Source organism: Psychrobacter sp. G, from assembly GCF_000418305.1.
Lineage (GTDB): Bacteria > Pseudomonadota > Gammaproteobacteria > Pseudomonadales > Moraxellaceae > Psychrobacter > Psychrobacter cryohalolentis.
On record NC_021661.1, the window covers coordinates 595,377 to 620,898 of the forward strand.

The window sequence follows — 25,522 nt, forward strand, 5'->3', positions numbered from 1 at the left end:
CTATGTTACAGCCAAAACGTACCAAGTTTCGTAAAATGCACAAAGGTCGTAACACTGGGCTAGCTCATCGTGGAAGCACCGTTGCATTCGGACAAATTGGTCTAAAATCTTTGACTCGTGGTCGTATGACTGCCCGTCAAATTGAAGCAGCACGCCGTACCATCACTCGTAAAATTAAGCGTGGCGGTAAGATTTGGATTCGCGTTTTCCCAGACAAACCAATTACCAATAAACCATTAGAAGTACGTATGGGTAAAGGTAAAGGTCCTGTAGAATATTGGGTATGCGAAATCAAACCTGGTAAAATACTATATGAACTTGAAGGGATTTCAGAAGAGCTTGCTCGCGAAGCGTTAACGCTTGCTGCAGCTAAACTGCCCTTTAAAACTACCATTGTTAAGCGGACGATAATGTAATGAAGATCAGTGAATTACGTGATAAATCATTAGAAGAACTGACCCAGTTACTTGATGAAAAGCAACTTGATGCTTTCCGTATTCGTATGGCTAAAGCAACTGGTCAGTTGGGTAATACCCATGAAGTACGTGTCAATCGTCGTGCGATTGCTCAGCTTCAGACTTTGATTAACGAGAAACAACGAGGCGACTCATGAGCGATAACAATCAAGCAACGACCAATGCTAGTGTTCTGACAGGACGAGTTGTCAGTGACAAGATGGACAAGTCCATCACGGTTTTGATTGAGCGTCTGGTTCGTCATCCTTTGTATGGCAAGCAGCTTCGTCGTTCTACTAAAATCAAAGCACATGATGAGAATAATGTTTGCCAACAAGGCGATCTTGTCCGCATCAAAGAAACGCGTCCAATCTCAAAAACCAAGTCTTGGACTTTGGTTGATGTGGTTGAAAAAGTAGAAAAAATCTAAGTAAATTGCATTAAAAGCCAGAAGCTGTTAAAATAGCTGCCTTTTTAAGGATACTGATTGCGCCGAGCGTATATCACTCACATTAAGAGTAGCAGCGGTTATTAATATTAAAATGCCGACTACTCATACTGTGCTAGCGGCAGCAACTGGTTTTTATTGCTCATACGTGTGGAGTAACGCTATGATTCAGGTTGAATCTATGCTGGAAGTTGCAGATAATAGCGGTGCAAGACGAGTTCAGTGCATTAAAGTACTGGGTGGCTCTCATCGTCGTTATGCATCAGTTGGCGACATTATTAAAGTAACGGTTAAAGAAGCCATTCCTCGCGGTCGTGTTAAGAAAGGCGACGTGATGAATGCGGTAGTTGTACGTACCAAAAAAGGCGTTCGTCGTCCTGATGGTTCGGTATTACGTTTTGACGACAATGCTGCGGTATTGTTGAACCAAAACAAAGCGCCGATTGCAACTCGTATTTTTGGACCGGTAACTCGTGAACTACGTGGTGATCAGTTTATGAAAATTGTATCACTAGCACCAGAAGTATTGTGAGGTAATCCATGTCAAAATTACGTAAAGGCGATACAGTTATCGTGATTGCTGGGAAAGACAAAGGCAAGCAAGGTACTGTACAAGCTGTAAAAAACGATCGTATTAAAGTTGAAGGCATTAACATTGTCACTAAACATCAGAAGCCAAATCAGGCAACTGGCGTTGAAGGCGGCATTCTTAAGCAAGAAGCTTTTCTGCATATCTCAAATGTCGCAATCTTAAATGCGCAAACCCAAAAAGCTGATCGTATTACTTATCAGTTCGGCGAAGACGGCAAGAAACAACGCCTGTATCGTTCGAACGGTGAAGTAGTGGCGACTGCGTAAGACACTAAGGGTGTAATGGTAATGGCAAGATTAAAATCTTTATATAACGAAGAATTAAAACAGCAAATCAAAGAAGAACTTGGTTTGGCGAATGTGATGCAAGTGCCAAAAATCACTAAAATCACACTAAATATGGGTGTAGGCGGCGCGTCTCAAGACAAGAAATTGCTTGAAGGTGCTGTAGCTGATATGACTGCTATTGCTGGTCAAAAACCTGTAGTCACCAAAGCGCGTAAATCAGTTGCTGGCTTTAAAATTCGTGAAGAATGGCCAATTGGCTGTAAAGTAACGCTACGCGGTGAGCAAATGTACGAATTTTTAGATCGTCTCATTGCCATTGCAATTCCTCGTATTCGTGATTTCCGTGGTTTTTCTCCTAAAGCCTTTGACGGACGTGGTAACTACTCATTGGGTATCAAAGAACAAATCGTATTCCCAGAAGTAGACTTTGACAAGATTGATCGTATCCGTGGTATGGATGTGACAATTACTACGTCAGCTCAATCTGATGAAGAAGGTCGTGCGTTGCTTAAAGCTTTCGGCTTCCCATTTAAATAAGGTAAAGACGTTATGGCAAAGAAGAGCATGATTAACCGCGAATTAAAGCGCGAAAAAATGGTTGCTAAATACGCTGATAAGCGTATCAAGCTAAAAGAAACTATCAGTGATATGACTGCAAGTGACGAAACTCGTATGGAAGCGATGCTAGAGCTACAAGCTTTACCACGTAACGCATCACCAGTACGTCTGCGCAATCGTTGTGCTATCACGGGTCGTCCTCACGGTTACTTCCGCAAGTTTGGCTTATCACGCAATATGCTGCGTGAGCGTGTCATGCAAGGCGATGTGCCTGGTGTTCGTAAAGCAAGCTGGTAAGGGGTAACTATATGAGTATGCAAGATACCGTTGGGGATATGCTAACCCGTATTCGTAACGCACAAATGGCTAATAAAGTATCGGTAGCAATGCCGAACTCTAAGCTACGCAAATCAATCGCTGATTTGTTGGTTAACGAAGGTTATGTTGCTAGCGCTGTTGTTACTGAAGAAAACAACAACAAAGCAACTTTGACCATCGTATTAAAATACTTCGAAGGCAAAGCTGTCATCGAAACGATTCAACGTTTTAGCCGTCCTGGTTTACGCCAGCATCGCGGTAAAGACGCTATCCCTACTGTTAAGCAAGGTATGGGTGTTGCTATTGTATCAACTAGCCAAGGCATCATGACTGATCGTGCTGCACGCGCTGCTGGTATCGGTGGTGAAGTCGTCGCATTTGTAGCGTAAGCTACACGACGATAAAGTCTATTTGACGCTGTTAGGCTTCTATCAATGTGGTAGTGATAAATTATTTAACATTGTTAGGTGTCTAACGCGATCAACTATGCTAAACTAACACGCTTTTTAGCCTGTTAGTTTTTTCGCTAATATAAAGAAGTTAATTTTCTAAGGAATATTCCTATGTCTCGTGTGGCTAAAGCCCCAGTGACGCTGCCAAACGGCGTAAGCGTTACTTTGAACGATCGGCAGGTCGAAGTTAAAGGCAAGAACGGCAATATGTCTTTACGCCTGCATGAATTGGTCGAGCTGAAACAGGAAGATGATGCAATCATTTTCTCACCTACAGTCGATTCAAAAGAAGCGATGATGCATACTGGCACCATGCGCTCTTTACTAAATAATTTAGTAATAGGCGTTAACGAAGGCTTTGAAAAACGTCTTCAATTGATTGGTGTTGGTTACCGTGCTCAAGCTGCTGGTAATAAAGTAACCCTAAACGTTGGTTACTCACATCCAGTAGAATATACGTTACCTGAAGGTGTGTCAGCTGAAACCCCAACGCAAACTGAAATTGTTTTAAAATCAAACGATAAGCAGCAGCTTGGTCAAGCAGCAGCCGATATCCGCGGTTTCCGCCCACCTGAGCCTTACAAAGGTAAAGGTATTCGTTATAGTGACGAGCATGTGATTCGCAAAGAAGCCAAGAAAAAATAAGGTGAGTTGAAATGTTTGATAAAAAAGCAGCTCGTCTACGTCGAGCTAAGAAAACCCGCGCACATATCCGTTTTTTGGGCGTTCATCGTCTAACGGTTAATCGTACGCCAAGACACATCTATGCCCAGATTATCTCTCCGAACGGTGGTGAAGTGATTGCTCAGGCATCTACCTTAGACAGCAGCTTGCGTTCAGGCGCGACTGGTAACGCTGATGCAGCGACGTCTGTAGGCCAAATGATCGCAGAACGCGCAAAAGCAGCTGGCATTACTAAAGTTGCCTTTGACCGTAGTGGTTTTAAATATCATGGTCGAGTAAAAGCTTTAGCTGAAGCTGCTCGCGAAAACGGATTGGAGTTTTAATCATGGCTAGAAATGATAAAAATGATAAAAATGAACAGACTGACGGTCTAGTAGAACGCTTAGTTACCGTTGATCGCGTTGCAAAAGTTGTTAAAGGTGGTCGTATTTTCTCTTTCACTGCGTTGACTGTAGTTGGTGATGGTAATGGTCGCGTTGGTTTTGGTCGCGGTAAAGCACGTGAAGTGCCAGCTGCTATCCAAAAAGCACTAGAAGCTGCCAAACGTAATATGATTACTGTTGAGCTAAATGATGCAACTTTGTATCATCCGATCAAAGCACGTCATGGTGCTAGTAAAGTCTATATGCAACCTGCATCTGAAGGTACTGGCGTAATCGCTGGTGGCGCAATGCGTGCTGTATTAGAAGTTGCTGGTGTCAAAGATGTTTTGACTAAATGTTATGGTTCTACCAATACTGCTAACGTTGTTCGTGCAACGTTTAACGGTTTACGTGATATGTCAACTCCAGAAAAGATGGCAGCAAAACGTGGTAAATCTGTAGACGAAATCTTGGGTTAACTTAGACTAGGTGAGTTACGATGAAAAAAATGAAAGTCACTCAATTCAAATCGGGTGCCCATCGCCTCAAGAGCCACAAAGCATGCTTGAAAGGATTGGGTTTACGCCGTATTAATCATTCTGTTGTAGTAGAAGATACTCCTTCAACTCGTGGTATGGTCAATCGCGTTAACTACTTGGTAAAAGTGGAGGAAGCGTAATGGGTCTTAGATTAAATGAATTATCACCAGGTGTTGGCGCAAAGAAAACTGCCCAACGTCGTGGTCGTGGTATCGGTTCAGGCCTTGGTAAAACTGGTGGTCGTGGTGTAAAAGGTCAAAAATCTCGTTCAGGTTCTAGCATACGCTCAGGATTTGAAGGTGGTCAAATGCCTTTATATCGTCGTCTACCAAAATTTGGTTTTACCAGTAAAATGGCTATGACGACTGCTGAAGTTCGTCTGTCTGAACTGAGCCAAATTGAAGGCGATGTCGTTAGTATTGAAACTTTGAAAGCTGCTAACCTTATCCGTCGTGACATGAAGCGTGCGCGCGTTATGTTGTCGGGTGAAGTCACTAAAGCTTATACTTTTAAAGGTATCAAAGTGACTAAAGGCGCTAAGCAAGCAATCGAAGCTGCTGGTGGTAGCATCGAGGAGTAGTAACGTGTCAAAGCAATCAATGTCATCGACTGGTATACCGCTTAATCCTTTTGCCTTTATACGTAAGTATGATGAGCTATGGACGCGTTTGTTATTCTTAATCGGCGCATTGATTGTTTATCGTTTTGGGTCGCATATCCCAGTACCGGGTATCAATCCGGTTAACTTGGCTGATCTGTTTTCGCGCAACGAAAATACCATCCTGAGCATGTTTAATATGTTCTCAGGTGGTGCACTAGAGCGTATGTCCATCATGGCACTTGGTATTATGCCATATATCTCAGCATCGATTATTGTACAGATGATGTCTGCGGTATTGCCATCGCTTGAAGCTCTCAAAAAAGAGGGTGAAGCGGGACGACGTAAGCTAAACAAGTATACTCGTCAAGGGACACTTGCATTAGCTCTAGTACAGTCATTAGGGATGTGTGCTGGCTTAATCAGTCAAAACCTTACTTTATCTTCTGGTCTGACTTTCTATATTCCAGCGGTTACTTCATTGGTAGCTGGTGCTATGTTCTTAATGTGGCTTGGTGAGCAGATTACAGAGCGCGGCGTAGGTAATGGTATCTCAATGCTCATTTTTGCGAGTATTGTGGCTGGTACGCCAGGTATGATTTCGCAGTCTATTGAACAGGTCAACCAAGGTCAAATGAACTTGATTGTCCTCTTTATCTTTGCACTGTTAGGTGTCGCGGTTACTGCGGGTATCGTCTATATTGAACGTGCTCAGCGCCGTGTTCCTGTCAATTATGCGCAAAAACAACAGCAAGGTCGCAAGATTTACGCTCAGCAGCAATCACATTTGCCGTTGAAGCTAAATATGGCAGGGGTTATTCCTGCTATTTTTGCTAGCTCATTGCTATTGTTTCCTGCAAGTTTAGGGCAGTGGGTTGGTCAATCGCCTGATCCTACCTTGACGCAAAAGATATTGCAAAATATGGCATTGGTGTTGTCCCCAGGACAGCCGCTGTATCTCGTTCTATTTGGTGCAATGATTATCTTTTTCTGTTACTTCTACACGGCATTGGTATTTAGTCCGCGTGAAGTGGCTGAAAACCTTAAACGTAGTGGTGCGTATATCCCAGGTATTCGCCCAGGACAACAAACTCAGCGTTACCTCGATCATGTATTAAACCGATTGACCTTTATTGGCGCGATGTATATGACGGTTATTTGTTTAATGCCAATGGTCGTGCAGTCATCGTTTGGTGTGCCGTTTCAACTTGGTGGTACGTCGTTACTGATTATGGTGGTTGTGGTAATGGACTTCATCTCGCAGATTCAAGCGCATTTGATGACCCATCAATATCATGATCAGACGTTAATTCAATCGCCCACTCAACCTTAAATGAGCGGTACGATATCTCAAAGGAGTATGCTATGAAAGTTCAAGCATCAGTTAAAAAGATTTGTGGTAGCTGTAAAGTTGTGCGCCGTAAAGGCCGTGTACATATCATTTGTACCGCAGAACCTCGCCACAAGCAACGCCAAGGTTAATAATTTAAGCAAGTCAGTTTTAAGTGATTGGCTTGCTTATTAAATTAATACTTGAAAAATGACGGCGGATGCGATATCATCCGCCACTTGCCGTAGTTTATGCAAAATCTTTTATGAAATGATCAATGAATAGATTGGTTTACCAACTCGAAGCAGCGATAATAATTATAAAAGCTTTAGTATTGACAGCAACAAATCTGAAAAATAACACCTTGTTTTAATGAATAAGGGTATTTTTCTTTAATGGAGAGAAATCAATGGCTCGTATTGCCGGCGTAAACATTCCGGATAATAAGCATGCTGTTATTTCACTAACTTACATCTTTGGTGTAGGTCGTACCACTGCTCAGAAAATCTTAGAAGCAGTTGGCATTGCCCCTAGTACTAAAGTCAGTCAGTTAGATGATACACAGTTAGATGCTATCCGTGCACAAGTTGCAGAATACATGACTGAAGGTGATCTTCGTCGTGAAGTGTCAATGAATATCAAGCGCTTGGTTGATCTTGGTTGTTACCGTGGCATCCGCCATCGTCGTAACTTACCAGTTAGAGGTCAAAACACCAAGAACAACGCTCGTACTCGTAAGGGTCCGACACGCCCTCTCAAAAGATAATTAACTTAGGAAGCTAAAAGATGGCAAAAGACACTCGCAGTCGCAAAAAGGTGGCTCGTCGTTCAGTATCGGAGGGCATTGCCCATATCCATGCGTCTTTTAATAACACCATTGTTACGATTACCGATCGTCAAGGTAATGCATTGGCTTGGGCCACTTCAGGTGGACAAGGCTTCCGTGGTTCACGTAAATCTACACCATTTGCAGCTCAGGTTGCAGCTGAAGTCGCTGGTAAAGCGGCTCAAGAATATGGTGTTAAGAACATCGATGTTTTGGTCAAAGGACCAGGACCGGGTCGTGAGTCTGCGGTAAGAGCACTAGGTGCATTGGGTTATAAAGTCAACAGCATCTCTGATGTAACCCCAATCCCACACAATGGTTGCCGTGCGCCGAAAAAGCGCCGCGTCTAATATTAAAGACGAAGCTTTTTATAATAGAAGCTTATAGGAGACATAACAATGGCCCGTTATATTGGACCAAAACTCAAATTATCACGTCGTGAAGGCACTGACTTAGGTCTTAAGTCTGGTGTTAAACCATACGACGTAAAAACGAAAAAATCGGCTCGTCCACCTGGTCAACATGGTGTTAGCCGTAACAAAAGCTCAGAGTACTCTCTACAGTTACGTGAAAAACAAAAAGTTAAGCGTATCTACGGTGTATTAGAGCGTCAGTTTGCAAACTACTACAAAGAAGCTGCTCGTAAGCGTGGCGCTACTGGTGAAAACTTGTTAGCAATGCTTGAGAGCCGTCTTGATAACGTAGTATATCGTATGGGCTTTGGCTCTACGCGCGCTGAAGCACGTCAGTTAGTTAGCCATCGTACTGTTATGGTGAAAAAAGCTGGCCGTGATGAGTTTATTCGTGTGAATATTCCATCAATTCAGTTGCAAGATGGTGATGTCATCGCTATCCAAGAGAAGTCTCGCGAGCAATTACGTATTAAAAACGCAATTGAGCTGGCTACCCAACGTGGTATTCCAGAATGGCTAGATGTTGATCACAGCAAGCTACAGGGCACGTTCAAAAAAGCGCCTGATCGTATTGATCTACCTGCTGAAATCAACGAAAGCTTAATCGTTGAGCTATACTCTAAGTAAGTAACGTACTGCTCGATGCTGTTCACATGGCATTGAGCAATTAACGTTAATTAAACCAGTTTAATAAATCGAGGTGACATCATGATGCTAAATGCAACTGAGTTTCTAACGCCGAACGCCATCAACGTGGATACGGTTAATGAAACGATTGCGAAAGTCACGCTCGAACCGTTAGAACGCGGCTTTGGGCATACCTTGGGTAATGCCTTACGTCGCATCTTGTTATCTTCATTACCTGGTGCTGCAGTCATTGAAGCTGAGATTGATGGTGTTGACCATGAATACTCAACGCTTGAAGGACTACAAGAAGATGTGCTTGATTTGCTTTTGAACTTAAAAGGCTTAGCAATCACCCTTCATGACCAAAATGAAGTATTTTTGACCTTGGATAAACAAGGTCCAGGCACTATTACTGCTGCAGACATCACGTTACCGCACAATGTGGACATCATCAATCCAGAATTGGTATTGGGTACATTGAGTGATCGTGGTCATCTAAAGATGCGTTTGCGCGTAGTAATGGGTCGTGGATATGAGCCAGCAAACCAGCGCCGTGAAGATGGTGATACTAAAGCGATTGGACGCTTAAAACTTGATGCAAGTTTTAGTCCTGTGCTTCGTGTTGCTTATCAGGTTGAGAACGCACGTGTAGAACAACGTACCGATCTTGATCGTCTTATCATTGAGCTTGAAACAAATGGCACTATAGATCCAGAAGAAGCAATTCGTAAAGCAGCCACTATATTACAACAACAGATTTCTATCTTTGTTGACCTAGAAGCTGAAGAAGCGCCTGAGCCTGTGAAAGAAAAAGAAGAGGTTGATCCGGTGCTATTACGCCCTGTGGACGATCTTGAACTAACGGTTCGCTCAGCCAACTGCTTAAAAGCTGAAAACATTTACTATATCGGTGATTTGGTACAGCGTTCAGAGACTGAACTTCTAAAAACCCCAAATCTTGGTAAGAAATCATTGACAGAAATCAAAGACGTACTAGCGTCTAAAGATTTGGAGCTTGGTATGCGCCTAGATAACTGGCCACCAGCTGATTTACGTGTTGATGATCGCTTTTCTTATCGTAGCCGTTAAACTTTAAGGATTTTTGACTATGCGCCATCGTAAGAGTGGAGTCAAGCTGGGTCGTACCGGCAGTCATCGTAAGGCAATGTTTCAGAACATGACCAACTCATTATTTGAGCATGAACTGATCAAAACAACTTTACCAAAAGCAAAAGAGTTACGTCGCGTTGCTGAGCCATTGATCACTATGGCTAAAGAAGACAGCGTTGCTAACCGTCGCTTGGCATTTAGCCGTATGCGTAGCAAAGCTATGGTAGGCAAATTATTTGGTACTCTTGGTCCTCGTTACCAAGCTCGTCCAGGTGGTTATTTGCGTATCGTAAAATGTGGTTACCGTGATGGTGACAATGCGCCTATGGCTTATGTAGAATTGGTTGATCGCGACTAATTTTACAGTAACCAAAATATGTACATAAAAAAGCTCCAATTCAATTGGAGCTTTTTTTCGTTTAAATTTTTGTATGATCGTTAGGGAAGTGCATATTTAAACACTTACAGTATGTCTATATCTACAGCAATGAGCTTACATCAGCAGCACCTTGCCGAATGATTTCTGGCTGGCTACTAGTCATATCGACGATGGTCGTGAGTTTGGTGGTTTTAATGCCAGCATTAATGAGCCCATCTATCTGATTGCCTAATAATTCTTCGATCTCGAAAGGGTCATCTAATATATCATCACGATTCGGTAGTATTAATGAGCTGGTTAAAATAGGTTCATCCATCGCTTCTAATAAAGCTTGGGCAATAGCATTACTTGGAACACGAATACCAATGGTTTTTTTCTTTGCATGTGCCAGCTTCTTAGGGACATCTTTAGTGGCGTTTAAAATAAAGGTAATCGGTGCTGGCGTATGCGCTTTGAGCTGTTTAAATTGGACATTGTCTACTGCAGCGTAATTAGCAATCTCACTTAGATCACGGCAAAGTAGGGTGAATTGATGTTTATCATCAAGTGCGCGTATTTGTTTTAGTTTTTCCAAGGCATCTTTTGCGCCCAGGCGACAGCCGAAAGCGTAACTGGTATCAGTCGGATAAATAATCAATTGATCTTTACGTAATAAATCCGCTACTTGCTCAATCAGCCGTGGCTGTGGATTTTCTGGATGAATATAAAATACTTGCATAATAATTCCTTATTTTATAATTATTAGAATTTGATTGATGAACTTTGCTTTTTGTACTAAAGATTAAAATACGGCTTTATTAAGTAGTATAGCGTAAAGTAAATATAAGTTTATGGGCAAGGCGTTAACGTGAGTATAAAATCGTTAACAATAGCCAGTCGTGTAATGAGTTTTGATGACAATAATAAAAAATCTTACATTGTAGGTTTTAGCTAAGATACAGCGCAGATAGTGAGTAAGGCTTGTAGCAAGGTTTTAGCATCAGATGGTAGGGTATCTGGCTTAGTAATATATGCTTGAACTTGTTGATAAACATCTTGAGCAAAAGTACTACCACTGGTATCAAAATCTGCAAATAAATTGTCTTGTGATACTTGAAAAGGTCGTCCACAAGCTAACGTAAACAAACACTCTATAGCTTGTGGCTTAACCTCAACACGTTCAAATGCCTGCTGCTGAGCCGCTGAGCGTCCGTCAGGTGTATACCAGTAGCCAAAGTCAGGTAGTTGTCTACGTCGTTCACCCGCCATACAAAAATGGCTGATTTCATGCAATGCACTAGCAAAAAATCCATGAGCAAACTCAATTCTTGCGGGTTGATTGCTCTGGGCAGGAAAGTATTCGGGCTCGCCAGTGCTACGAACCAAGATAACCTGTTTGCTGATAAATAAATGATTAAATAGATTAATAAGCCAATCGGTCAGTGCTTGCTCAATACTTTCAAACAATAATTCATTTTGTAAATTAAGATCGGTTAAACTGTTTTGAATAAATTCGCATACTTTGATAGGCTCAATGATGTCTTTAGCAGAATGAATCAAATAGTTATTAGCCAAATATTGCCACTGTAATGACAGTCTTTTTAATGAGGCATCTACCTCAAGATTGATACTATGTTCAGTAGGATTTGTTTTCTGACTTTGCAATTCATTCAAACGGTGTAATAAATTTTTGGCATCAATAGTAGATAATAAATTGGAAAAATCAGGAGAAACGGTAGGCGATATCATAAATAAAACTTTAACCAAGTAAAGGATGATAGAGCAGGATGTCCTATCTCTTTAGGTAAACAATGACAAGGAAATTGCCAAAAAATATTAACATACTAGCGCTAGCGCAACAGGGCGCTTTCCGTTAGTATGGCAGGCAATATTATACACCGTTTTTGATCAATGAGGCCGCGTATGTCAAGCACCCAAGATAACAAGCCGTCAGCGCTTCATGCTAGTAACGTACAAGTGCCTACGTCAACCAGCATGCCTGATAACATCTCTTTAAATAAGTGGGAAGACACTGGCTTTGAATGGGCAGGTGAAGAAGCTCCCAGCTCTTTTGAGCGTCTTGCGACTATTTTAGCTAGCGAGCATGAACAATCAAATATTGTGCTAAATACCACTTTGTATCGTCGTAACAATGTACTGCATTTGGCTTTCACATTGACTGGTGAAGTCTGGCTGACTTGCCAGCGCTGTCTGCAACCGATTGCTATTGATTTGAGTGATGAGTATGATATTGCGCTTCTTGATAATGAAAGCCAAATACGCCTAGTTAATGAAGAGCAAGATTATTTATTGTTAGACGAAATTGTCACTGAGCAATCGCCAGAGCGACTATTACCATTTAAAAAATTGGTAGAAGATGAAATTTTGCTCAAAACGCCAATGGCGCCAAAACATGATGACTGTGAAATGAGTGTTGAGCAGTTTGGTGAAATACCTGAAGAAGAAGAAACCGAAAATCCTTTTGCTGCTTTAGCATCTTTGAAAGGTAACTTATAACGCTATAAACGGCATTTATAAAAGATATGTTCTATTATATTTTTGCCCGCTTTATGCAGAAGAGTGAAAAGCAGGGCTTTATTAATCCGTTAAACATGCGTATAATGTCCCGTTTATTGCATTCTAGCAATCTGCCATTGGCAGAGAGAAGCTAACCTTGCAGACTAACTATAGATTTTAGACGTAATCAACACTTTAATACGTGGCAATCTATTTAACTAATGATGCGTAAGACTTAGGTTGTTGTGATTATATAGCCTCTGTCAGTGTCGATTAAAGCTGAATTTCAAGCTTATCCCTTTTAAGTATAGGAGCTATATCATGGCCGTTCAAAAAAGTCGTAAAAGTCGTTCACGTCGTGACATGCGCCGTTCACATCATCGTATGGAAATCGCTGAAATAAGCGTTGATGCTACTACTGGTGAAAAACATCGTCGTCATCACATGACCAAAGATGGTTTTTATCGTGGTCGTCAGTTGTTTAAAGTAAGTCAAGACGCTTAATTTATTGTTATTTGATGGCTGCTAAAGATGATGATGGTTTTTATGACTGTCGATGTTCTTTATCAGACTATTATTCAGCAATTGGTTTGAGCTAATGAAAGCCAAGTTATTTCGCTATCATATATTATGTGGCTAGATAACTTGGCTTTTTGCTATGGGTTTTTTAGTAATAGTATTAATTATTAGTTTTTAGTTTTTAGTACTGTTTATTGACTGTTAGCTGTTGACGGCTGTTTTAACGCATCAGTTATGAAGAATTAGCTATCTAGTATAAGTCACATCAAAGGATTTATCTAAGCGAGACAAACAATTAACTTTTTAGCAGCTTTGTTAATTACCGATGTCAGTGTATAGTTTCATAAGAGTATGCTGTCTTAAAGGACTAGTGACAGTAACGGCTCTATAAAATTAATATCCTATTATAGTCTTTAACTCTACGATTAGCCCCATTTACGCTAGGGGTGTTTCCAATCAAATAAGGAATATTGGTTATGGGCTCTGTACCCGATATGATAAAAAAACAACCAACCCGTATTGCAATACTGTTTCCTGGGCAAGGCTCACAAGTAGTCGGTATGACAAGCGAGCTTGCTGATACCTATCCTGAAATTCTTGAAACCTTTACTGAAGCAAGTGTGGCCTTAGGCGAAGATTTGTGGGCAATCTGTCAAGATGAAGAAAAACTTAATCAAACGCACTATACACAGCCTGCGTTATTGACCGCTAGTATCGCTATTTGGCGCATCTTACAACAAAAAATAAAGGATAAGCCTTGTTACCTAGCTGGTCATTCCCTTGGCGAATATAGCGCCCTTTGCGCAGCTAACGTGCTGTCACTTGCTGATGCCGTAAAACTAGTACATAAGCGTGGTCAATTGATGCAAGACGCTGTAGTGGGTATTGATACGGCTATGGCAGCAGTACTAGGTTTGGAAGATCACCGAGTCGAAAATTTGTGTGAGCAAGCAACCGAGCATGTAGATGATGCGATTGTTGGTGCAGCAAATTTTAATAGCCCAGGGCAAGTGGTGGTTTCTGGTAATGCTGCAGGCGTTAATGCCGTCATTGATAAAGTGCAAAATACTGGCAAAAAAGCCATTCCATTAAAGGTAAGTGTGCCGTCACACTGCGCTTTGATGGAGCCGGCTAGTAAAGCGTTGGCAGCAGAGCTTGCCGCCATTAAGTTTGATCAAGCAACGATTCCTGTGATTCAAAACCGTCATGCACGTGTTGAAACCAGTGCGGCAGGTATTAAAGAGGCATTAACCGAACAATTAAGTCAGCCAGTACTATGGTCAAAAACCATGCAAGAGCTGGCAGATAAACAAATTAATATTTTAATTGAGTGTGGTAGTGGTAACGTCTTGAGTAATTTGGCGAAGCGTCAAGCGCATCCAATTATGAGCTATCCGACTGACAAGCCCGCTCGTCTAGATAAATTGCTGGAGGTATTATCATGAGCCGTACGATCACATTAGTCACAGGCGCAAGCCGCGGTATCGGCAAAGCCGTCGCCAAACGCTTTGCTAAAGAAGGACATTTTGTCATTGGGACAGCCACCACCGAGAAAGGGGCTGCACAGATTGATGACTATCTAAATGATAGTGGCGGTATTGGTCGTGTTTTAGATGTACGCGATACTGCGCAGATTGACAAGCTGTTTGAAGAGATAGAAAGCGTTTATGGTGCTGTTCAAGTATTGGTAAATAATGCTGGTATCACTCAAGATGGCTTATTGATGCGTATGAAAGATGAAGATTGGGACAATGTGATAGATACCAATCTAACTTCTGTCTATCGTATGAGCAAACGTGCTATCCGCGGTATGATGAAAGCACGCCGTGGTCGTATTATCAATATTACCTCTGTGGTTGCTCAAATGGGCAATGCCGGTCAATCTAACTATGCGGCGACTAAAGCTGGCGTAGAGGGTTTTAGCCGTACGCTAGCGCGCGAAATTGGCTCACGTCAAGTAACCATTAACTGCGTCGCGCCAGGTTTGATTGAAACAGATATGACTGATGAGCTCGATGAGCGTTTATTGAACTCGATGTTAGATGCTGTACCTATCAGCCGTTTGGGTCAACCAGAAGATATCGCTGCTGCTGTACTGTTTTTAGCCAGTGATGAAGCCAGTTATATCACAGGTGCTGTTTTGCCGGTCAATGGCGGCATGTATATGTAGCAGTTTGCTATCAAATTTTCCTACATGCGATAGCAATTAGTGCTGAATCCCAAGCGTTACATACTTATAATAAAAAACTGTGTGAACGAGTGTAAACTATAATAAAGGGTGCTATAATGTCGAATACTTTTAAGTCAAAGCCATGTATGATAGCAAGGCTTTACTAAATATTAGTACAGAATGTATAACTTGTTATAGTACACTCAGATGGCTATATGGATCTGAAAATCCCATTTATATACAATGCTATAGTAGCTAAACCATGCGACTATAGTAGTTTGTCAAAATAATAGATCAAAAAGGAGAAATCTACATGAGTAATGATACCGAGCAAAGAGTTAAAGCTGCCGTAGCTGAGCAACTAGGTATGAATGTTGAAGACATCAACAATGATGCTTCATTTATGGAAGACCTAGGCGCTGATTCATTGGATTTAGTTGAGTTGGTTATGTCATTTGAAAGCGATTTTGGCATCACGATTCCTGACGAAGATTCAGCAGAATTAACGACTGTTCAAAAAGCAATCGACTACGTACAAGCACAGCTATAATTAGCGACTTGCTCAATAGGTTCGATATGACCGCTTATCTTAATAGATAGGCGGTTTTTTTATGTTAGTCATTTCTCTTTATTATTACACTTATAACAACTGATTTAATATTAGCGTTAACATTGGCTACGCCAAATCAACATTACTCAACATACTCTTACTGTTTATCGCTCATGCCTTTGCTTATACTCATAATGGTAAGCAAAAAAGGGTGATAACCGATATGCGTTATCATCGAAACAACAATTATGCATAATAATTAATAATATTTTAAGGAGCAGTTATATGGGTATGTTCAGTTTTGCAAAAGACATTGGTGATAAAATCTTTAATCGTGATGACGCCAAGCATGACGCTAAAGTAGAAACTAAAGCAGACGCTAATACACCAGTACAGAGTACTGAGCCTTCAGCGCAATCAGTAGCCAATATTTTACTTCGTCGTATTCAGCAGCAAAATCTAAATATTAGTGATTTAAAGATTAAGTATAATGGGTCAACCGATACTGCAGAAATTAGCGGTAAAGCTAAGACTCAAGCTGATCGAGAAAAAGCCATTATTGCCATCGGCAATGTACAAAACGTGGCTAAAGTCATTGATAATATCGATATTGAAGAGCAGTCACCTGAGTCGACTATGTACACTGTAAAATCTGGTGATAGCTTATCTAAAATTGCAAAAGATGTTTATGGTTCAACTGGCGATTATATGAAGATATTTGAAGCCAATAAGCCGATGTTGTCTGACCCAGACAAGATTTATCCTGGTCAAGTACTACGTATTCCTAAATAGTTATCATTTTTTAAGTCATTATAAGTATCGAAACACTCATAGTATTTTGGATACTTAGAATATGGCTGAATAAAAACACCTCAAAATATGAGGTGTTTTTTTATGTATAAAATATAGAGTTAAAAATTAGGCTTCTAATTATTAATAAGTAAGATATCCAATTTATGACGCTGTTCGGCGATCGCCCAATCTATATGTTCGTCAAGCATCGTGTTATGTAGCCCCAGTTTTGCTTGTAATGCTTTGATGGTTTCTTGATTAGCGGTGGCATTGCCAAGACCGATAGCGATATTACGCAGAAAATTCACATAACCGGTGCGTCTAAGTGGGCTACCTTCGGTCTTTTTCATAAACTCTGCTTCTTGCCATTGCCACAATTCAAGCAAACTGCTGCTATCAAGGCGATGCCTTGGCGCAAAATCCTCTACGGGCGTCAGATTGGCGTAACGGTTCCATGGGCAAATTAGCTGACAATCATCACAGCCAAAGATACGATTGCCGATCGCGCGGCGGTATTTTTTATCAATAACACCGTCATGTTCAATCGTAAGATAAGAGATGCAGGCTGAGGCATTAAGCTCATAAGGGGCGACAATGGCTTGAGTGGGACAGATATCGATACAGGCGCTGCAACTGCCGCAATGCTCTTTAACTGGCTCATCGTCAGGTAGTTCAAGGCTCATAAACAGCTCTCCGAGCACAAAGAACGAGCCGGCTTGTTTGTTTATGAGTAATGTATGCTTGCCTGTCCAGCCAAGACCTGCAGCATCGGCGATCGGTCGCTCAAAGATAGGAGCTGAGTCACTAAAAGGTCTAAAAATAAAATCTGTGTCAGCGCCAATATCTAGATGTTGCCATTCAGGAAGCATCGCCTCGATTTTTAACGCCAATTGCTTTAGCCGACTACGCATGATTTTATGATAGTCGCGCCCTCTCGCATAACGCGCAATGATACCTTGGTTAGGATAATCATTGTCAGTCACAGCGCGCGGTATTGGAGTTTGAGTGAGATAATCCATACGCACACTAATAATGGTTTTTGCGCCTTCTACCAGTTGCTCAGGGTGCGCACGCAGATGATGATTGCTGTGCATAAACTGTAATTGTGCTTCATAGCCTTTGGCCAACCACTGTTTTAACTTTTCAGTCTGCTTAACAAACAGAGGGTGATGTACCGATAAAAAGCCGCAATCTGCAAACCCTAACGATTGCGCTGTCTCTTTAATCCAGTGTTTAATATCTGCTGTAGTAGTAAAATCATGCGTATTATTGATAGCAATCTTTTTAGCAGTGACGCTAGTAGGCAATGATGGCATCTGCGTTTGAGAGTTTGTTTGAGATTTATTGCTCATATCTGACGATCAATGATAATGTGAATATGGATATGATAAGCCAGTGAGCGAAGAGCGCAAGTATCAAAGTGAATAAATCCATATAAATATAGATTTATATGGATTAAACCTAATTAATTGACCTTAAAGTCAATAGCAGCAAATACATACATCCATTTTGGGTTGTACTGATAATAAGTCAGAAGCTTAGCCAAATCTTATAATAATAATCGAGGGTTAGTCATGCCAACGTCAAATGAATTGTCATCGAAAACTACCATTTCTACCATGCCTATCGCGCTATATAGCAGCAAGCAGCTCTATGCGATGGAACAAGCATGGTTTGCACAAGGCAATAACAGCTTTGCTCTAATGCAACAAGCGGCTTGGCAAATGGTGAAGCATATTGAGATACTTTATGAAAAAAAATGTTTGAATGAGCAATTAGCAAAGCAAGGCATTGCCTCTCGTCCTGTTAATCGTCCGTGCCGTGTCAGTGTTTGGGTCGGAAAAGGTAATAATGGTGGCGATGGGTGGCTTGTTGCGTATTATTTACAGCAGAGAGGCTGGCAAGTACAAGTCATTACAGTTGGCTTTGAGAAACAAGATTTTGTTATAAAAGATAATATAGAAAGTTTTGATGAAGATAATAAAAACCCAATTGCTGATGCGACAAAGGCGTTACAGCTGGCACTATCTGCTGATTGTAAATATCGATGTTTTGGAAATAGCGATGATAGAAGCATGAGCGCTTTGCCGGCGGATGTTTATATCGATGCGATATTTGGTATTGGATTCAATCGTGCAGCGAGCGATATTTATCAGCAAGCAATTTGCGCTTTCAACGAAGCAGCAGGGCATGCTAAAGCATTGGTCATCGCGGTTGATGTCCCAAGTGGCTTGGTTGCCTCTACTGGTCAGGTATTTGAGCGTGTTGCGATAGCCGCAGATGTGACCTTATGTCTGATCGCACGTAAATTTGGTCTGCATACCAAAGACGGGCTCGATTATAGCGGCGCCGTGATTGATATACCGCTGATACCCCATCTAGCAAATGAGAAAGCGCTTATTCCTATCGCCACCCTTATTAATTCGCCTTATCAATTAAAGTCACGCAGACAAAACAGCCATAAAGGCAGCTATGGGCATGTATTAATCATTGGCGGCAATCGTATGGATAACTCACAAGGCATGGGCGGAGCAGCCATATTATCGGCATCGAGCGCGATGGCGACGGGCAGTGGTAAAATAACAGTTGCCTCCCATAAGGCTTACCATGGGGCGTTATTAACCTCGCTACCAGATGCAATGAGCATGGATTTGCATGATACCCAAGGAGTAAAAAGCCTAATTAAAGAGGCCAGTGTGATTGCTATTGGTATGGGCCTGGGGCGTGATGAAAAAGCAAAATTGCTATTTACTGAATATCTGCAGGCTGCGGTAGCTGAAGGTAAGCCGATAATAATTGATGCCGATGGTCTTTATTATTTGGCTTCATTGCATCGGGAAAACCATATGCTTATAGCCGAGCTAAAAACACATAGTAAAAATTATCAAGTGTGTTTAACGCCACATAGTGGGGAAGCTGCTAGATTATTAAATAAAACAGTAGCTGAGATAGAAAATGATAGATTGGCTGCAATAACAGAGGGTGCAGCAATTTATGGCGGTGATTGGGTGTTAAAGGGAGCAGGGTCGTTAATTCTGGAGCAGCAATCAGCGCAACCGCATGTTTATGTATGCGGTGTGGGCAATGCTGGCATGGCGACCGCTGGTATGGGTGATGTACTTGCAGGTGTCATTACTGGACTATGGGCACAGGATGATTTAAAACATGAACTACGCAGTTTGCACCAAGCAGTCATTATCCATGGATTAGCAGGCGATGTTTTAGTCAACCAGACGAGAAATAACGATAATCATTTATTATTGGTAGGGCAGCGAGGTCTGCAAGCTCAAGATATGCCAGCAGCTATCCGTCATGTGATGCATCTCATAACAGATAGCCTTTAACGATTTAATTTTACCTTAGCCCAATGTGTTTAAACATCAAATTGAAGATTAGCCACAATACTGGGTAATGGCTTGTTGAACACGTTCACGCTTAAGATCAATCTCACGACCATCTAGATATTGACGTTTGCCATTGGCATCCATCTCATAAATACGTCCGCCCACATTTAGATTGGTTAAATTATTGCGTAACGATTGACAACGCTGGGCATTCGCTTGGGCTTCTTGCTCTTTGATACGTGCTTCTAATTGGGCAACGCGCTGTTCTTCTGCGCTTTGCGGCGCACTTTGATTGGCTTCGGTTTTACCTGCCAGCTGTCCAGCATTGCTCTGTCTACCGTCACTACGAAACTCGATAACTTCGATATTCCTACCATTTTGCGGCGCATATTGGCTGTACTTGACTTCGCCATGTGCGCCAATAGATTTGTATACCTGAATGGCATGAGTGGCGCTCATTGGTAGTATGAACATACACGCAGTGCTGACACTGATAAGTAGTTTGGTAGCAGTGCTTATCGTAGACGCTTGTGCCATAGTAACAGCCCTCTTAATGGGTAAAAAATACAGCTATCGTTCAGTTAAGCATAAGGGTTAATAGAATCGATAACAATATAAATACATAATGGCTTGATTCTAGCAAATAATACTTATGAATGTACATTGTTTAATAACCAATAGTTGGGGATAGGGTTTAGAAGTTTTTCTTGACAATAGCTCACAAACCATCGAATATAATAGCAGTTGATTGGTCAGTGAGCGGCTTTTATGATATTGCCGTGGCACTTGAAAATAAGGACTACGGGTTGCTTATCGGTAGCTTGCTTAGCCTTATTATCTTTGTGACAATGATATAAAATAAATAGCGCTTGTAATAATGCTATTCAAATCTATATTTATTGTCTCCGGACTTATCTGTCTACAATGACTAAGATAAACTTATTATTACTGTGTCTCGTAAGATTTTGCTGTTGTAAAAATAGAGTGTCATGTGTGTTTTTAACATCTCCTCATCAAACAGGTTATAAGATTTCGTAATCATATAACATGATATAAGCTATAAAATATAAGCTTTGAGATTTGTTCTATCATTCTGTATCCGTCTATTTGTCATTAGCGCAACCTTGTATGCACTACAAATAATAAGCTTCTTTTATAGATGCACTCGCATCTTGTCACTGTATATCGATAAAACCCTGTCGCAAAGCTGACCTTAAATATATTGCTATGTTTGAGTAATATGCTGTCCTATAACACAGCGTAACTTAGACGTAGCGGGCACATATTCTTGCCACAAAAAAAGGTGACGACAGTGACGCAAACCACGCAAAGTCCGAATATGACTGGACATACCCAAACGGGTCATGCTGCCAAGAATTTCCCTGAAAAGCAGCAACGCCTTGCCGAAGGAAGCAATGAGCCTGTCATGCTATCTGGTGCTGAGATGTTGGTGCAAGCACTAACGGATGAGGGCGTCAAATACATTTTTGGTTATCCAGGCGGTGCGGTCCTTCATATCTATGACGCCTTATTTCAACAAGACAATGTTGAGCATATTCTGGTACGTCATGAACAAGCCGCAGGTCACATGGCAGATGCTTATTCACGAGTAACTGGCAACACGGGTGTGGTGCTAGCGACTTCAGGTCCTGGTGCGACCAATACAGTGACAGCTATTGCCACTGCTTTTATGGATTCTGTACCGATGGTGATCATCGCAGGTCAGGTGCCTAGTAGTCTGATCGGTGAAGATGCTTTCCAAGAAACCGATATGATTGGTGTATCACGCCCAATCGTGAAGCATAGCTTTCAAGTGCGCCATGCTAGCGAAATCCCAATGATTGTCAAAAAAGCCTTTTATATTGCCCAGTCTGGACGTCCGGGTCCTGTTGTCATCGATGTGCCAAAAGACATGACTGCGCCTAGCGAAAAATTTGCTTATGAATATCCAAAAGAGGTATTTATACGCTCATATCAACCGTCATTAAAAGGTCATAGTGGTCAAATCAAAAAGGCGGTTGAAACCTTACTTGCGGCTAAGCGCCCGATTATTTACTCTGGTGGCGGTGTAGTTTTAGGTAATGCCTATAAAGAATTAACGGCGCTTGCTCATCGTTTAAACCTACCAGTCACCAATACCTTAATGGGTTTGGGTGCTTTCCCTGGCTCTGATGAGCAGTTCTTGGGTATGCTTGGTATGCATGGCACTTATGAAGCCAATATGACTATGCATCATTCTGACGTTATATTGGCAGTTGGGGCACGCTTTGATGATCGCGTGACCAATAACGTCAAAAAATTCTGTCCAAATGCGACGATTATTCATATTGATATTGACCCAACGTCTATCTCAAAAACGATCTTTGCTCATATTCCTATCGTTGGCGATGTGAAATCAGTGCTTACTGACATGATAGACATTATTGGCGAAGATAAAGAGTTAGACCAACCGGCGTTATTGGATTGGTGGTCACAGATTAATGAGTGGCGCAAGCGTCATGGTTTGCGCTATGACACCAGTACCGATAATGGTATTAAGCCACAAGCGGTCGTTCAAGCTTTAGATAAAGTGACTAATAGTAATGCGATTATCACGAGTGACGTGGGTCAACATCAGATGTTTGCCGCGCTTTACTATACCTATAATGAGCCACGTCAATGGCTGAACTCAGGTGGTCTTGGTACTATGGGTGTTGGCTTGCCGTATGCGATGGCAGCCAAACTTGCTAATCCTGAGCGTGATGTGGTTTGTATTACTGGCGAAGGCTCTATTCAGATGAATATCCAAGAACTGTCTACCTGTTTGCAGTATGATTTGCCAGTTAAAATCCTAAACTTGAATAATGCACAGTTGGGTATGGTAAAACAGTGGCAAGACATGCTGTATGAAGGTCGTCACGCACACTCTTACATGAATTCTTTACCAGACTTTGTCAAGCTTGCTGAAAGCTATGGTCACGTCGGTATCAAGATTACTGATCCTGCGACCATGGAAGCACAATTGGCTGAAGCCATGGCAATAAAAGACAGGTTGGTATTTATCGATGTTTACGTCGATCGTAATGAGCATGTATATCCGATGCAAATCGCTGGGCAAACGATGCGTGATATGTGGTTAACAAAAGGAGAGCGTACCTAATGCAACAACAACATCTGATTTCGGTATTGATGGAAAACGAAGCGGGTTCGTTGTCGCGTTTAGTCGGCTTGTTCTCACAACGTGGCTACAATATCGAAACGCTAAACGTCGCGCCTACTGATGATCCAAGTATTTCACGTCTGACAGTAACGACAGTCACGTCACCTGAAAAAATAGAACAAATCACCAAGCAATTGCATAAATTGATCGAAGTGGTTAAAGTGCTTAATCTCTCAGATACCGTACACGTCGAACGTGAGTTGATGCTAATCAAAGTACGTGCGACGGGTGGTGTACGTGAAGAGATCAAACGCAGTGCCGATATTTTTCGTGCACAGATCGTTGACGTCAATGCGAACTTATATACGATTCAAATCGTCGGCGATAAAGCTAAGCTCGATGGTTTTATTGATGTTATTGGTCGCGAACGTATCATGGAAGTAGTGCGTTCAGGCGTCATTGGTATTGCTCGTGGTGACAAAACGCTAAGCCTATAATCAGCGTTTATGATCTTCAAAATACAGTATTTCAAACTTATTTATTCAACATCAACATAGCGCTTATCTCACCAATCACTTCGATAAGGTGACTATAATTTAAGTGTTTATTTATCCATGGTACGCCATGATTTAGGAAAAGGACTCTGTTTATGAACGTTTATTATGATAAAGATTGTGATCTATCAATCGTCCAAGGTAAAAAAGTCGCCATTATTGGTTATGGTTCACAAGGTCATGCGCACGCGCTTAACCTACAAGATTCAAACGTCGATGTGACCGTTGGTCTACGTGCTAACTCTGGCTCATGGAAGAAAGCAGAAAATGCTGGCTTAAAAGTTGCTGAAGTAGAAGAGGCGGTAAAAGCTGCTGACATCATCATGATTTTGACGCCTGATGAATTCCAAAAAGAGCTTTATAACGATGTGATCGAGCCAAATATCAAGCAGGGCGCGACACTGGCTTTTGCTCATGGTTTTGCGATTCATTATAACCAAGTTATACCACGTAGCGATCTTGACGTCATCATGGTGGCACCAAAAGCACCAGGTCATACCGTTCGTTCAGAATTCGCCAAAGGCGGTGGTATCCCAGATCTTATCGCTATCTATCAAGATGCGTCAGGTCAAGCCAAGCAATTAGCACTATCTTATGCTGCTGGTGTTGGTGGTGGACGTTCAGGTATTATCGAAACGACCTTTAAAGATGAAACTGAAACTGACCTATTTGGTGAGCAAGCGGTTCTTTGTGGTGGCGCAGTAGAGCTAGTAAAAATGGGTTTTGAGACCTTAACTGAAGCGGGCTATGCACCAGAAATGGCTTACTTTGAGTGCTTACATGAGCTAAAGCTTATTGTCGACTTGATGTATGAAGGCGGTATCGCTGACATGAACTACTCAATCAGTAACAACGCTGAATATGGCGAATATGTGACTGGTCCTGAAGTGATCAATGAGCAATCACGTGAAGCCATGCGTAATGCGCTAAAACGCATTCAATCTGGCGAATATGCAAAAATGTTCATCAGTGAAGGCGCAACCAACTATCCATCAATGACAGCTCGTCGTCGTAACAATGCAGAGCATCAAATTGAAATCACGGGCGCTAAGCTACGTGGTATGATGCCTTGGATCGGCGGCAATAAAATCATCGATAAAGACAAAAACTAATTTGCTATTGATGAATTAGTAAAGAAATCAGTCTAAAGAAGCCCATGTTATCAGTGATAGCATGGGCTTTTTATTTTTAGTAGGCGATGTTTTATAAAGTATTTTTATCATCGCCAGTCTGTACTGGTTGAAAATCTGACTTCGCTGCCTAATATAGGCAAGCATTACCATATCTATTAACGGCTTACTCGGTTAAATAGGTATCGCTATTTTTATTCTTGCAATATAAATGCCAAGGATTCTCTTATTCTATAGATTATAGGTTGTCTGTTGTGCAAATATCTTATCCTGATTGGCTAACACCGCAATTCATATACATTACTCTGAGCGCTGTCGTTGCCGTTTTGATTTGGATCGAAGGGGAAATGCTCAAAAAAACCGGTGGCAAACTACCTAACTCTAAGTTCTTTCAAATCAGCTCAATTCTAGATACCTCATGGTTTTTCATCTCAGTAGTGATGCTATATACGATTGATTTGACACCACTAGCCGTTGCTGTACCAGCGGCTTACGGTCTTTATACGACCTTTGGCTGGATCTATGGCGCACGTTTATTGAAGCGTAAAGGCATTCCTGACTCTCCGAAAGACTTGGTCATACCTGCTAAATATATCGCTTATAGTCAGTCATTTTCGCTGATATTTTTTGCGCTATGTTTATTGGTATTGAGCTCACCGTGGCTACCAATTTCTCCATAGTTTTTTTTCAATACATTAGTATATATAATTCTTATCACTGTGATTTGTCGAAAGCGATATCTAAGTCCATAGTAAATCTTGAAAGGTAAGTGGTAAAAAAACATTCTATATCAACGTATTAAGTCTCAAGTAGTTAATAGTAATAATTATTTAAAATTGACTTGAATAGG

The 25,522-nt window shown here is 41.5% G+C and carries 35 protein-coding genes; 31 read left to right on the forward strand and 4 right to left on the reverse strand.

The annotated features are described in order from the left end of the window. Positions 1-2: 2 nt before the first annotated feature. The 20 genes from rplP to rplQ all read left to right on the forward strand — a co-directional run bounded on the left by rplP (position 3) and on the right by rplQ (position 9,957). On the forward strand, positions 3-416 hold the full coding sequence (rplP, locus tag PSYCG_RS02500) for a 50S ribosomal protein L16 (RefSeq protein ID WP_011512855.1): 414 nt from the start codon (positions 3-5) through the stop codon (positions 414-416). Continuing rightward, complete coding sequence (gene rpmC, locus PSYCG_RS02505) at positions 416-613, forward strand: 50S ribosomal protein L29 (protein WP_011279794.1); 198 nt, start codon at positions 416-418, stop codon at positions 611-613. The genes rplP and rpmC overlap by 1 nt, the downstream gene beginning before the upstream one ends. Beyond that, a complete protein-coding gene (gene rpsQ, locus PSYCG_RS02510) occupies positions 610-885 on the forward strand; it encodes a 30S ribosomal protein S17 (RefSeq protein WP_011512856.1) in 276 nt (91 codons plus the stop codon). Before rpmC ends, rpsQ begins: the two co-directional genes overlap by 4 nt. 181 nt (positions 886-1,066) lie before the next feature. Beyond that, on the forward strand, positions 1,067-1,435 hold the full coding sequence (rplN, locus tag PSYCG_RS02515) for a 50S ribosomal protein L14 (protein ID WP_010196702.1): 369 nt from the start codon (positions 1,067-1,069) through the stop codon (positions 1,433-1,435). Positions 1,436-1,443: 8 nt separating this feature from the next. Further along, complete coding sequence (rplX, locus tag PSYCG_RS02520; protein ID WP_011512857.1) at positions 1,444-1,761, forward strand: 50S ribosomal protein L24; 318 nt, start codon at positions 1,444-1,446, stop codon at positions 1,759-1,761. Positions 1,762-1,782: 21 nt separating this feature from the next. Beyond that, positions 1,783-2,319: a 50S ribosomal protein L5 gene (gene rplE, locus PSYCG_RS02525; protein ID WP_011512858.1), complete on the forward strand. Its 537-nt coding sequence runs from the start codon at positions 1,783-1,785 to the stop codon at positions 2,317-2,319. 12 nt (positions 2,320-2,331) lie between these two features. Further along, on the forward strand, positions 2,332-2,637 hold the full coding sequence (gene rpsN, locus PSYCG_RS02530; protein ID WP_011279798.1) for a 30S ribosomal protein S14: 306 nt from the start codon (positions 2,332-2,334) through the stop codon (positions 2,635-2,637). A gap of 11 nt (positions 2,638-2,648) precedes the next feature. Next, complete coding sequence (gene rpsH, locus PSYCG_RS02535; protein WP_011512859.1) at positions 2,649-3,047, forward strand: 30S ribosomal protein S8; 399 nt, start codon at positions 2,649-2,651, stop codon at positions 3,045-3,047. Between the two features lie 174 nt (positions 3,048-3,221). Next, complete coding sequence (gene rplF, locus PSYCG_RS02540; protein ID WP_011512860.1) at positions 3,222-3,755, forward strand: 50S ribosomal protein L6; 534 nt, start codon at positions 3,222-3,224, stop codon at positions 3,753-3,755. 11 nt (positions 3,756-3,766) lie between these two features. Continuing rightward, entirely contained in the window at positions 3,767-4,117 is a 351-nt protein-coding gene (gene rplR / locus PSYCG_RS02545) for a 50S ribosomal protein L18 (protein ID WP_011279801.1), read from the forward strand. Positions 4,118-4,119: 2 nt separating this feature from the next. Further along, entirely contained in the window at positions 4,120-4,635 is a 516-nt protein-coding gene (rpsE, locus tag PSYCG_RS02550; RefSeq protein ID WP_010196711.1) for a 30S ribosomal protein S5, read from the forward strand. 20 nt (positions 4,636-4,655) lie between these two features. Beyond that, a complete protein-coding gene (gene rpmD, locus PSYCG_RS02555; RefSeq protein ID WP_011512861.1) occupies positions 4,656-4,835 on the forward strand; it encodes a 50S ribosomal protein L30 in 180 nt (59 codons plus the stop codon). Beyond that, positions 4,835-5,275 carry a 50S ribosomal protein L15 gene (gene rplO / locus PSYCG_RS02560; RefSeq protein WP_011512862.1) on the forward strand — a complete coding sequence of 147 codons (441 nt, stop codon included), beginning with the start codon at positions 4,835-4,837 and terminating at the stop codon, positions 5,273-5,275. The genes rpmD and rplO overlap by 1 nt, the downstream gene beginning before the upstream one ends. Positions 5,276-5,294: 19 nt before the next feature. Further along, on the forward strand, positions 5,295-6,626 hold the full coding sequence (gene secY / locus PSYCG_RS02565; RefSeq protein ID WP_011512863.1) for a preprotein translocase subunit SecY: 1,332 nt from the start codon (positions 5,295-5,297) through the stop codon (positions 6,624-6,626). A 32-nt stretch (positions 6,627-6,658) separates the two neighbouring features. Continuing rightward, positions 6,659-6,775 (forward strand): 50S ribosomal protein L36, encoded by a 117-nt coding sequence (gene rpmJ / locus PSYCG_RS02570; protein WP_010196721.1) that lies wholly within the window; start codon positions 6,659-6,661, stop codon positions 6,773-6,775. Between the two features lie 257 nt (positions 6,776-7,032). Continuing rightward, positions 7,033-7,389, forward strand: coding sequence for a 30S ribosomal protein S13 (gene rpsM / locus PSYCG_RS02575; RefSeq protein ID WP_011512864.1), 357 nt, complete (start codon positions 7,033-7,035; stop codon positions 7,387-7,389). 20 nt (positions 7,390-7,409) lie between these two features. Continuing rightward, complete coding sequence (gene rpsK, locus PSYCG_RS02580; RefSeq protein WP_010196728.1) at positions 7,410-7,799, forward strand: 30S ribosomal protein S11; 390 nt, start codon at positions 7,410-7,412, stop codon at positions 7,797-7,799. A gap of 48 nt (positions 7,800-7,847) precedes the next feature. Next, on the forward strand, positions 7,848-8,489 hold the full coding sequence (rpsD, locus tag PSYCG_RS02585; RefSeq protein WP_011512865.1) for a 30S ribosomal protein S4: 642 nt from the start codon (positions 7,848-7,850) through the stop codon (positions 8,487-8,489). Between the two features lie 81 nt (positions 8,490-8,570). Next, positions 8,571-9,578, forward strand: coding sequence for a DNA-directed RNA polymerase subunit alpha (locus PSYCG_RS02590; RefSeq protein WP_011279808.1), 1,008 nt, complete (start codon positions 8,571-8,573; stop codon positions 9,576-9,578). 19 nt (positions 9,579-9,597) lie between these two features. Continuing rightward, positions 9,598-9,957, forward strand: a complete 360-nt coding sequence (rplQ, locus tag PSYCG_RS02595; RefSeq protein WP_011279809.1) for a 50S ribosomal protein L17 — start codon at positions 9,598-9,600, stop codon at positions 9,955-9,957. A 121-nt stretch (positions 9,958-10,078) separates the two neighbouring features. On the opposite strand, the gene PSYCG_RS02600 is transcribed toward rplQ, so the two are convergent. Together PSYCG_RS02600 and PSYCG_RS02605 are read right to left on the reverse strand one after the other, a co-directional pair. After that, positions 10,079-10,696: an L-threonylcarbamoyladenylate synthase gene (locus PSYCG_RS02600; protein ID WP_020442814.1), complete on the reverse strand. Its 618-nt coding sequence runs from the start codon at positions 10,694-10,696 to the stop codon at positions 10,079-10,081. 212 nt (positions 10,697-10,908) lie between these two features. Further along, positions 10,909-11,706: an elongation factor P hydroxylase gene (locus PSYCG_RS02605; RefSeq protein WP_020442815.1), complete on the reverse strand. Its 798-nt coding sequence runs from the start codon at positions 11,704-11,706 to the stop codon at positions 10,909-10,911. Positions 11,707-11,880: 174 nt separating this feature from the next. Between PSYCG_RS02605 and PSYCG_RS02610 the strand changes: the two genes are divergently transcribed. The 6 genes from PSYCG_RS02610 (at position 11,881) to lysM (ending at position 16,505) form a co-directional block, all read left to right on the forward strand. Then, complete coding sequence (locus tag PSYCG_RS02610) at positions 11,881-12,474, forward strand: YceD family protein (protein ID WP_020442816.1); 594 nt, start codon at positions 11,881-11,883, stop codon at positions 12,472-12,474. Between the two features lie 321 nt (positions 12,475-12,795). Further along, positions 12,796-12,978, forward strand: a complete 183-nt coding sequence (gene rpmF, locus PSYCG_RS02615) for a 50S ribosomal protein L32 (RefSeq protein WP_011512869.1) — start codon at positions 12,796-12,798, stop codon at positions 12,976-12,978. A gap of 491 nt (positions 12,979-13,469) precedes the next feature. Beyond that, positions 13,470-14,438 (forward strand): ACP S-malonyltransferase, encoded by a 969-nt coding sequence (gene fabD, locus PSYCG_RS02620; protein WP_020442817.1) that lies wholly within the window; start codon positions 13,470-13,472, stop codon positions 14,436-14,438. After that, positions 14,429-15,163 carry a 3-oxoacyl-ACP reductase FabG gene (gene fabG, locus PSYCG_RS02625; RefSeq protein WP_226939375.1) on the forward strand — a complete coding sequence of 245 codons (735 nt, stop codon included), beginning with the start codon at positions 14,429-14,431 and terminating at the stop codon, positions 15,161-15,163. Before fabD ends, fabG begins: the two co-directional genes overlap by 10 nt. Before the next feature lie 313 nt (positions 15,164-15,476). Continuing rightward, positions 15,477-15,713 (forward strand): acyl carrier protein, encoded by a 237-nt coding sequence (gene acpP / locus PSYCG_RS02630; RefSeq protein ID WP_011279816.1) that lies wholly within the window; start codon positions 15,477-15,479, stop codon positions 15,711-15,713. 285 nt (positions 15,714-15,998) lie between these two features. Beyond that, entirely contained in the window at positions 15,999-16,505 is a 507-nt protein-coding gene (lysM, locus tag PSYCG_RS02635; RefSeq protein ID WP_011512872.1) for a peptidoglycan-binding protein LysM, read from the forward strand. A 134-nt stretch (positions 16,506-16,639) separates the two neighbouring features. Here lysM and queG read toward each other — a convergent pair whose 3' ends face one another. Next, complete coding sequence (gene queG / locus PSYCG_RS02640) at positions 16,640-17,857, reverse strand: tRNA epoxyqueuosine(34) reductase QueG (RefSeq protein WP_020442818.1); 1,218 nt, start codon at positions 17,855-17,857, stop codon at positions 16,640-16,642. Positions 17,858-18,079: 222 nt separating this feature from the next. Between queG and PSYCG_RS02645 the strand changes: the two genes are divergently transcribed. Further along, entirely contained in the window at positions 18,080-19,849 is a 1,770-nt protein-coding gene (locus PSYCG_RS02645) for an NAD(P)H-hydrate dehydratase (RefSeq protein ID WP_020442819.1), read from the forward strand. 48 nt (positions 19,850-19,897) lie between these two features. On the opposite strand, the gene PSYCG_RS02650 is transcribed toward PSYCG_RS02645, so the two are convergent. Next, positions 19,898-20,386, reverse strand: a complete 489-nt coding sequence (locus PSYCG_RS02650; RefSeq protein WP_020442820.1) for a DUF4124 domain-containing protein — start codon at positions 20,384-20,386, stop codon at positions 19,898-19,900. 889 nt (positions 20,387-21,275) lie between these two features. Here PSYCG_RS02650 and PSYCG_RS02655 point away from each other — a divergent pair. From PSYCG_RS02655 to PSYCG_RS02670, 4 genes are all read left to right on the forward strand, one after another. After that, complete coding sequence (locus PSYCG_RS02655; RefSeq protein WP_011512876.1) at positions 21,276-22,988, forward strand: acetolactate synthase 3 large subunit; 1,713 nt, start codon at positions 21,276-21,278, stop codon at positions 22,986-22,988. Continuing rightward, positions 22,988-23,485 carry an acetolactate synthase small subunit gene (ilvN, locus tag PSYCG_RS02660; protein ID WP_020442822.1) on the forward strand — a complete coding sequence of 166 codons (498 nt, stop codon included), beginning with the start codon at positions 22,988-22,990 and terminating at the stop codon, positions 23,483-23,485. Before PSYCG_RS02655 ends, ilvN begins: the two co-directional genes overlap by 1 nt. A gap of 152 nt (positions 23,486-23,637) precedes the next feature. Next, complete coding sequence (ilvC, locus tag PSYCG_RS02665; protein WP_011512878.1) at positions 23,638-24,654, forward strand: ketol-acid reductoisomerase; 1,017 nt, start codon at positions 23,638-23,640, stop codon at positions 24,652-24,654. A gap of 272 nt (positions 24,655-24,926) precedes the next feature. Then, positions 24,927-25,352 carry a hypothetical protein gene (locus PSYCG_RS02670; protein ID WP_020442823.1) on the forward strand — a complete coding sequence of 142 codons (426 nt, stop codon included), beginning with the start codon at positions 24,927-24,929 and terminating at the stop codon, positions 25,350-25,352. Positions 25,353-25,522 lie beyond the last annotated feature (170 nt).

What these genes read in the sequence shown, in the direction of transcription:
- rplP (WP_011512855.1), top strand. Translation starts at nt 3, where the DNA reads ATGTTACAGCCAAAACGTACCAAGTTTCGTAAAATGCACAAAGGTCGT.
- rpmC (WP_011279794.1), top strand. Translation starts at nt 416, where the DNA reads ATGAAGATCAGTGAATTACGTGATAAATCATTAGAAGAACTGACCCAG.
- rpsQ (WP_011512856.1), top strand. Translation starts at nt 610, where the DNA reads ATGAGCGATAACAATCAAGCAACGACCAATGCTAGTGTTCTGACAGGA.
- rplN (WP_010196702.1), top strand. Translation starts at nt 1,067, where the DNA reads ATGATTCAGGTTGAATCTATGCTGGAAGTTGCAGATAATAGCGGTGCA.
- rplX (WP_011512857.1), top strand. Translation starts at nt 1,444, where the DNA reads ATGTCAAAATTACGTAAAGGCGATACAGTTATCGTGATTGCTGGGAAA.
- rplE (WP_011512858.1), top strand. Translation starts at nt 1,783, where the DNA reads ATGGCAAGATTAAAATCTTTATATAACGAAGAATTAAAACAGCAAATC.
- rpsN (WP_011279798.1), top strand. Translation starts at nt 2,332, where the DNA reads ATGGCAAAGAAGAGCATGATTAACCGCGAATTAAAGCGCGAAAAAATG.
- rpsH (WP_011512859.1), top strand. Translation starts at nt 2,649, where the DNA reads ATGAGTATGCAAGATACCGTTGGGGATATGCTAACCCGTATTCGTAAC.
- rplF (WP_011512860.1), top strand. Translation starts at nt 3,222, where the DNA reads ATGTCTCGTGTGGCTAAAGCCCCAGTGACGCTGCCAAACGGCGTAAGC.
- rplR (WP_011279801.1), top strand. Translation starts at nt 3,767, where the DNA reads ATGTTTGATAAAAAAGCAGCTCGTCTACGTCGAGCTAAGAAAACCCGC.
- rpsE (WP_010196711.1), top strand. Translation starts at nt 4,120, where the DNA reads ATGGCTAGAAATGATAAAAATGATAAAAATGAACAGACTGACGGTCTA.
- rpmD (WP_011512861.1), top strand. Translation starts at nt 4,656, where the DNA reads ATGAAAAAAATGAAAGTCACTCAATTCAAATCGGGTGCCCATCGCCTC.
- rplO (WP_011512862.1), top strand. Translation starts at nt 4,835, where the DNA reads ATGGGTCTTAGATTAAATGAATTATCACCAGGTGTTGGCGCAAAGAAA.
- secY (WP_011512863.1), top strand. Translation starts at nt 5,295, where the DNA reads ATGTCATCGACTGGTATACCGCTTAATCCTTTTGCCTTTATACGTAAG.
- rpmJ (WP_010196721.1), top strand. Translation starts at nt 6,659, where the DNA reads ATGAAAGTTCAAGCATCAGTTAAAAAGATTTGTGGTAGCTGTAAAGTT.
- rpsM (WP_011512864.1), top strand. Translation starts at nt 7,033, where the DNA reads ATGGCTCGTATTGCCGGCGTAAACATTCCGGATAATAAGCATGCTGTT.
- rpsK (WP_010196728.1), top strand. Translation starts at nt 7,410, where the DNA reads ATGGCAAAAGACACTCGCAGTCGCAAAAAGGTGGCTCGTCGTTCAGTA.
- rpsD (WP_011512865.1), top strand. Translation starts at nt 7,848, where the DNA reads ATGGCCCGTTATATTGGACCAAAACTCAAATTATCACGTCGTGAAGGC.
- PSYCG_RS02590 (WP_011279808.1), top strand. Translation starts at nt 8,571, where the DNA reads ATGATGCTAAATGCAACTGAGTTTCTAACGCCGAACGCCATCAACGTG.
- rplQ (WP_011279809.1), top strand. Translation starts at nt 9,598, where the DNA reads ATGCGCCATCGTAAGAGTGGAGTCAAGCTGGGTCGTACCGGCAGTCAT.
- PSYCG_RS02600 (WP_020442814.1), bottom strand. Translation starts at nt 10,696, where the DNA reads ATGCAAGTATTTTATATTCATCCAGAAAATCCACAGCCACGGCTGATT.
- PSYCG_RS02605 (WP_020442815.1), bottom strand. Translation starts at nt 11,706, where the DNA reads ATGATATCGCCTACCGTTTCTCCTGATTTTTCCAATTTATTATCTACT.
- PSYCG_RS02610 (WP_020442816.1), top strand. Translation starts at nt 11,881, where the DNA reads ATGTCAAGCACCCAAGATAACAAGCCGTCAGCGCTTCATGCTAGTAAC.
- rpmF (WP_011512869.1), top strand. Translation starts at nt 12,796, where the DNA reads ATGGCCGTTCAAAAAAGTCGTAAAAGTCGTTCACGTCGTGACATGCGC.
- fabD (WP_020442817.1), top strand. Translation starts at nt 13,470, where the DNA reads ATGGGCTCTGTACCCGATATGATAAAAAAACAACCAACCCGTATTGCA.
- acpP (WP_011279816.1), top strand. Translation starts at nt 15,477, where the DNA reads ATGAGTAATGATACCGAGCAAAGAGTTAAAGCTGCCGTAGCTGAGCAA.
- lysM (WP_011512872.1), top strand. Translation starts at nt 15,999, where the DNA reads ATGGGTATGTTCAGTTTTGCAAAAGACATTGGTGATAAAATCTTTAAT.
- queG (WP_020442818.1), bottom strand. Translation starts at nt 17,857, where the DNA reads ATGAGCAATAAATCTCAAACAAACTCTCAAACGCAGATGCCATCATTG.
- PSYCG_RS02645 (WP_020442819.1), top strand. Translation starts at nt 18,080, where the DNA reads ATGCCAACGTCAAATGAATTGTCATCGAAAACTACCATTTCTACCATG.
- PSYCG_RS02650 (WP_020442820.1), bottom strand. Translation starts at nt 20,386, where the DNA reads ATGGCACAAGCGTCTACGATAAGCACTGCTACCAAACTACTTATCAGT.
- PSYCG_RS02655 (WP_011512876.1), top strand. Translation starts at nt 21,276, where the DNA reads ATGCTATCTGGTGCTGAGATGTTGGTGCAAGCACTAACGGATGAGGGC.
- ilvN (WP_020442822.1), top strand. Translation starts at nt 22,988, where the DNA reads ATGCAACAACAACATCTGATTTCGGTATTGATGGAAAACGAAGCGGGT.
- ilvC (WP_011512878.1), top strand. Translation starts at nt 23,638, where the DNA reads ATGAACGTTTATTATGATAAAGATTGTGATCTATCAATCGTCCAAGGT.